At 72.0% G+C, this 5,426-nt stretch carries 6 protein-coding genes; 4 read left to right on the top strand and 2 right to left on the bottom strand.

All coding sequences use genetic code 11. The features are described from left to right. Positions 1-46 precede the first annotated feature (46 nt). The gene (locus ACFRCG_RS48215; protein WP_380043026.1) at positions 47-820 is read left to right on the top strand and encodes an HNH endonuclease family protein; all 774 of its coding nucleotides are present in this window, start codon (positions 47-49) and stop codon (positions 818-820) included. A 27-nt stretch (positions 821-847) separates the two neighbouring features. Here ACFRCG_RS48215 and ACFRCG_RS48210 read toward each other — a convergent pair whose 3' ends face one another. Continuing rightward, positions 848-1,786, bottom strand: a complete 939-nt coding sequence (locus tag ACFRCG_RS48210; RefSeq protein WP_380043025.1) for a zinc-binding alcohol dehydrogenase family protein — start codon at positions 1,784-1,786, stop codon at positions 848-850. Between the two features lie 117 nt (positions 1,787-1,903). Here ACFRCG_RS48210 and ACFRCG_RS48205 point away from each other — a divergent pair, with 117 nt between their 5' ends. Continuing rightward, complete coding sequence (locus ACFRCG_RS48205) at positions 1,904-2,368, top strand: MarR family winged helix-turn-helix transcriptional regulator (RefSeq protein WP_379999967.1); 465 nt, start codon at positions 1,904-1,906, stop codon at positions 2,366-2,368. Between the two features lie 9 nt (positions 2,369-2,377). Beyond that, positions 2,378-2,983, top strand: coding sequence for a hypothetical protein (locus tag ACFRCG_RS48200; protein ID WP_380043023.1), 606 nt, complete (start codon positions 2,378-2,380; stop codon positions 2,981-2,983). Here ACFRCG_RS48200 and ACFRCG_RS48195 read toward each other — a convergent pair. Continuing rightward, positions 2,967-3,935, bottom strand: coding sequence for an RDD family protein (locus tag ACFRCG_RS48195; protein ID WP_380043022.1), 969 nt, complete (start codon positions 3,933-3,935; stop codon positions 2,967-2,969). The two genes, ACFRCG_RS48200 and ACFRCG_RS48195, sit on opposite strands and share 17 nt — an antisense overlap. Before the next feature lie 50 nt (positions 3,936-3,985). On the opposite strand from ACFRCG_RS48195, the gene ACFRCG_RS48190 reads away from it, so the two are divergent. Next, the gene (locus tag ACFRCG_RS48190) at positions 3,986-4,993 is read left to right on the top strand and encodes a stage II sporulation protein M (RefSeq protein ID WP_380043021.1); all 1,008 of its coding nucleotides are present in this window, start codon (positions 3,986-3,988) and stop codon (positions 4,991-4,993) included. Positions 4,994-5,426: the final 433 nt, after the last annotated feature.

Genomic DNA, 5,426 nt, shown 5'->3' with positions numbered 1-5,426 from the left:
GCCCACCGCCGTCCGGCTCACACGACAACCCTCGGGGGGCGGTCGCATGCGACGGCGCAACCATGCCGCGACCCTGCTCGTCGCGGCGGCCCTGACCGCCGTGACGGCGTGTCAGGACGACGGCTCGAAGGCGGAGTCCGCGGCCGGCGCCACGGCCGCCAAGACGGCACAACCGGCGTCGGGCGGCGATGCGGTCGACCCGCTGGACAACGAGGACGGCACCAAACCCGGCCTCGCGCCGCTGACCTCGGCGGCCGACCTGGCCCGGGCCCGGGCGCTGATCGACCGGGTGCAGACGAAGGGGCGCGGCCCGAAGACCGGCTACGACCGGGAGAAGTACGGCCCGGCCTGGAGCGACGCGGTCAGCGGCGTGCCGTTCGGCGGCAACGACTGCGGCACCCGCGACGACATCCTCAAGCGGGACGGCCGGGCGACCCGCTGGCGGGACGGGAAGGGCTGCGTCGTGGAGACGATGACGCTGCCCGACCCGTACTCCGGCAAGGACATCACCTTCACCAAGGCCAAGGCGTCGGCGATACAGATAGACCACGTGGTGCCGTTGAGCGCGTCGTGGCAGATGGGCGCCGCCCAGTGGGACGCCGACAAGCGCCGCCGACTGGCCAACGACCCGCTGAACCTGCTGGCCGTCGACGGCCCGATCAACGGCGGCAAGGGCGACTCGAGCCCGGCGACGTGGCTGCCACCGAACAAGGCGGTGCGCTGCTCCTACGTGGTGCGGTACGCGCAGGTGTCGATCAAGTACGAACTGCCGGTGACGGACGCGGACAAGGCGGCGATGTCGGCGCAGTGCGGGGGGTGACGGCGGTCGGGCGCGGGTCGGTTCGGCCTACGGGCACAGGACGACCTTGCCGAGATTGGCGCGTGCCTCGATCACCTCGTGCGCCTTCGCCGCGTCCGCGAGCGCGAACGTGCCGTGCACGACGACCCGGAGCCGGCCCGACAGGGCCAGGTCCCAGAGCTCGTGCCGGTGCCGCTCGTACGTCTCGGGGAACGCCGTGGAGAAGCGGGCCATCGACATCCCGGTGATCGTCCGCGCGCCGGCGAGCAGCTCCCACGCCGGCACCGTCCCACCGCCGGAGTTGAAGAAGACCAGCCGGCCGAACGGCGCGAGCGCGGCCACCGCGCGCGGCAACACCTCGCCGCCGACGCCGTCGAGCACCACGTCGACCGGCTCGCCCCACGACGCGTCGGCGTACGACACCACCTCGTCGACCCCGAGCCCGCGCAGGAAGTCGGCCTTGTCGAGCGAACCCACGGCCGCGACCACCCGGCTCGCGCCGCGCGTGCGGGCCAGCTGTACGGCCAGATGACCGGCCCCGCTCGCGGCACCGGTGACCAGCACCGAGCGTCCCTCGACCACACCGGCCGAGGCCAGCGCCGCGAGCGCGACATGCCCGCCGCGCACCAGCGCGACCGCGTCCACCGCGCTCGCGGCGGCGGGGATGTGCGACGCGGTGAACACGGGGGCGAGGGCGAGATCCGCGTAGGCGTCGGCGAACGAGATGGCCACCACCCGATCGCCGACCGCGAACCCGGTCACGCCCGGCCCGATCGAGGCCACCTCGCCGGCCACGTCCCCGCCGAACACCCCGGGCAGCGGCAGCCCGCCCTCGCGCACCTTGCGCACGCTCGGCAGGCTCACCCCGATCGCCTCGGTCCGGATCAGCAGCTCGCCCGGCCCGGGTTCGGGTATCTCGACGTCCGGCACCTCCTCCGGGCAGAGCACGTCCGGACCACCGTTGCGGTAATAGCGAACACGACGCATGCGCGCGTCCTCCGGGTATCGAGAATCATGGGGAAGCCCAACGAAAACCGTGGGTGAGCCCAACGGTATGGCAATGATCGTGGGAAAGTCCAACGATTCTCCGGATAGGCTGCGTCCATGGTCGACAAGCTGCCCGCCCCCGCCCGGATCCGCGCCCTGCCCAGTTGGCTGCTCGGCCGCGCCGCCGCACACGGCCGAGGCCTGGTCCGCGAGGCGCTGGCCGGCGACGGCATGCCGATGCTGCACCACCTGGTGCTGATCGCGGTCCGGGAGTACGGCCCGGTGGCCCAGGCCGAACTCGCCCGCGCCGTCGCCATCGACCCCAAGGACATGGTCGCGATCCTGAACTCCCTCCAGGCCGACGGCCTGGTCACCCGCACCCCCGACCCGCACGACCGACGCAAGAACGCGATCGCCGCCACCCCCGCCGGCGAACACCGCCTGGCCCGGCAGGAACCCCTCGTGGACGCCGCGATGGACGACCTGCTCGCGCCCCTGACCGCCGCCGAGCGGGCCACCTTCACCGCCCTGCTCACCCGCGTCGTCGCCGCGGCCGACCCCGACGCGCCGACCGTGTCGTAGGGTCCGCGCATGCCCTCAGGCACCTACTCCTTCCACGACCCGCACGACGGCACCCCCCTGGGCGAGGAACGCTTCTCCTGCGCCCCCGGCCCGATCGGCTGGCGCTACACCGGAAGCGGCATCGACCTGACCCTCGACGCGCGGGGCCGCCCGGTGCGCCTGGAGGTGCTCGCGGGCGGCTGGCGCGTCCGCGGCGGCGCGACCGCGGTGGCCGGCGCACCCGGCGTGGTGTGGCTTCGGGCCGCGGCCGACCCGACGGTGGACGCGCCCGCGACCGAGGCCGAGGCCCGCGCCGCCGGCTTCACGGGCCGCTCGCCCGCCTTCCTGATCGCGACCGCCACGCTGCTGAACCTGACCGTCGGCGACTCCGCCCGGCTGCGCCTGATCGCGCTGACCGAACCGGTCCTGGCCGCGCACACGGTGGACCAGTCCTGGACCCTGGCCACGATCGAGACCCACGACGGCCTGACGGTCGAACGCTACGAGGTCGACGACCTCGCCACCGGCGAACGCGCCACGATCCACCTGAGCGGCGACGTGGTCCTGGCCGCCCCGGGCATCGAACTCGAAGCCCTCGACACACCGCCGAACCCACGGATCACGATGGGGGGGTGAAGCCGGGGGGTGTGGGGGTGGGGGTGGGCTCGGATGCGGGCGCGGGCGTGGGGGTGGAGGTCGATCCAGGGGCGGGCGTCGGCTCGGGCGTGGGCGTGGGCGTGGGCGTCGGCGCCTGCGAGCCCGGTGCCGACGGGATCGGCGGGATCGGCGGTACGGAGCCGGGCGCCGGCGGCGCCGCGTTCCCGGTGGCGTGCCCGCCGACGGCGGACGCGTGCCGCTCCCAGTCCCGACGTTGGCGCTCGGCGAGTACGGCGGCCAGGTACACCACCGGATGCATTCCGGGCGGCGGCCCGACCCCGATCCGTTGCGCGGTGTCCCCGGTCAGCCGCTCGGCGAGCGACGCGGCTATCGCCGGATCCAATTGGTCCCGCCGGGACAGGTATTGCCGAATGGCAAGAGCGAGATCATCGGGCAGCCCGGACAATTCGATCCCGGTCGCCCACGCCGACGCGGCCGGATGCAGCGGCAGCGGCAGTTGCCGCACCCCCGGAGTGCGCTCCCGCACCACGAACGTCCCGGCCGCCATGTCCCCGAGCCGCTTGCCGTTCGTCGAGGCCATCGAGGAGAACACCGCGCCACACCCGAACGTGGTCCAGAAATCCACGAAGAACCCGAGCAGCGCCCGCACCAGCGCGTGCCGGAACCGAACCGGCCCACCGTCGTCGCGAACCACCCGAAGCCCGAGCGCCAACTTCCCGAGGGAGCGCCCATGACTCGCGGTCTCCCAGGCGACCGGCCAGCCGATCACCACGAGCACGACGATCGTCAACGTCAACGCCGCCGCGAGCGCACCGTCGTCGACGGGCACCGCCAGCGAGACCAGCCACACCACCGCCAACAACACGGCGACCTGTGCCGCGAGGTCGATCACCATCGCGATCGCCCGGCTGGGCAGCCGCGCCGGGCGCAGGTCGAGCGCGACCGCTTCTCCCGTGACGAGCTCGGACACGGCCACCTCCAGTGTGTGCGTCGATGTCGCTCCCAGAGAGGATGCACCGTATGGATGTCGACGTCTTCGTCGCGGTACACCGCCACGAGTGGGAACGCCTGGAACAACTGACCCGCAGGCGCCGCCGCCTGTCGGGACCCGAGGTGGACGAGCTGGTGACGCTGTACCGCCGCACGGCCACCCACCTGTCGACGATCCGCTCCGCCGCGCCCGACCCCGTACTGGTCGGCCGGCTCTCCACCCTCACGGCCCGGGCCCGCTCGGCGGTCACCGCCCCACGCACGCCGGCCTGGCGCGACGCGACACTCTTCCTCACCGTTCGATTCCCGGTCGCGGTCTACCGCAGTCGCCGCTGGTGGGGGACGACGGCCGTGGCCTTCCTCGTGGTGGCGTCACTGATCGCCGCCTGGGTCGCCCACGACCCGGCGGTCCGCGATTCGGTCGGCGCGCCGGACCAGATCCGCGAGCTGACTCGCCCGGGCGGTGACTTCGAGACCTACTACTCCAGCGCCCCCGCGAGCTCGTTCGCCGCCCAGGTGGCCACGAACAACGCGTGGGTGACGGCCGGCTGCCTGGCCCTGGGCATCCTGCTCGGCCTGCCGGTGCTGTTCATCGTGTTCGGCAATGCGATGAACGTCGGCATCTCGGCGGGCCTGATGGCCGACGCGGGCCGCCTCGACGTCTTCTTCGGCCTGATCACGCCACACGGCCTGCTCGAACTCACCGCCGTGTTCATCGCGGCCGGCGTGGGCCTGCGCCTGGGCTGGACCGTCATCGACCCGGGCCCCCGAACCCGCGCCAAGGCGATCGCCGAAGAGGGCCGAATCGCCCTGGGCATGGCGGTCGGCCTGGCCCTGGTCCTGGTCGTCTCCGGCATCATCGAGGCCTTCGTGACCCCGTCCGGCCTGCCCACCTGGGGCAGGATCACGATCGGGGCGACGGTCGAGGCGGTGTTCCTGGCGTACGTGGTGATCCTGGGCCGCCGGGCCGAATTCGCCGGAGAGCGGGGGGATGTGGCATCCTCGGACGTCGCGGACGAACTGCCGATGATCGCTTGATCAGGTGATCTTGACAGCCCACCGACCGCACACGTAGATTCGAAGGGTTGTCGCGAAGTTGTCCAACGACGCGACAGTCTGGTAGTCTCTGCCAGAGCCGAGCGGGGCGTCCGTCAAGGATTGCACTCCTGCCGCAAGCATCACCATCGAATTTCTCGATCATCGGTCGCGTTCATTCGCGACGGGTTCGGCTATTTGCTGTTCTTGTGCATGTGGATTCTGGAATTCCCGATCGGTGCCGGAGTACCGGCGGAAACGGGTTACCGAATCTGCTAGGCTCCACCAGCCGGATGCCGAAGGAACGAAAGTCCCGAAGGCGGAAAGCAATAGCAGGAACAGACGAAAAGCGGGTCGGAAGATCTGCTAGAGTCTGAAAGGCGGAAAGCGCGGGAACGCGCCGGACGCCGAAAGCGAGGAAAGCGAAGCGGCCGAA

The organism is Embleya sp. NPDC056575 (assembly GCF_042793325.1).
In the GTDB taxonomy this organism is placed as follows: Bacteria; Actinomycetota; Actinomycetes; order Streptomycetales; family Streptomycetaceae; genus Embleya.
The sequence above is the reverse complement of the archived record's forward strand: the minus strand, read 5'-3'. Positions and strand labels throughout refer to the sequence as shown.

What these genes read in the sequence shown, in the direction of transcription:
- ACFRCG_RS48205 (WP_379999967.1), top strand. Translation starts at nt 1,904, where the DNA reads ATGGTCGACAAGCTGCCCGCCCCCGCCCGGATCCGCGCCCTGCCCAGT.
- ACFRCG_RS48200 (WP_380043023.1), top strand. Translation starts at nt 2,378, where the DNA reads ATGCCCTCAGGCACCTACTCCTTCCACGACCCGCACGACGGCACCCCC.
- ACFRCG_RS48190 (WP_380043021.1), top strand. Translation starts at nt 3,986, where the DNA reads ATGGATGTCGACGTCTTCGTCGCGGTACACCGCCACGAGTGGGAACGC.
- ACFRCG_RS48210 (WP_380043025.1), bottom strand. Translation starts at nt 1,786, where the DNA reads ATGCGTCGTGTTCGCTATTACCGCAACGGTGGTCCGGACGTGCTCTGC.
- ACFRCG_RS48215 (WP_380043026.1), top strand. Translation starts at nt 47, where the DNA reads ATGCGACGGCGCAACCATGCCGCGACCCTGCTCGTCGCGGCGGCCCTG.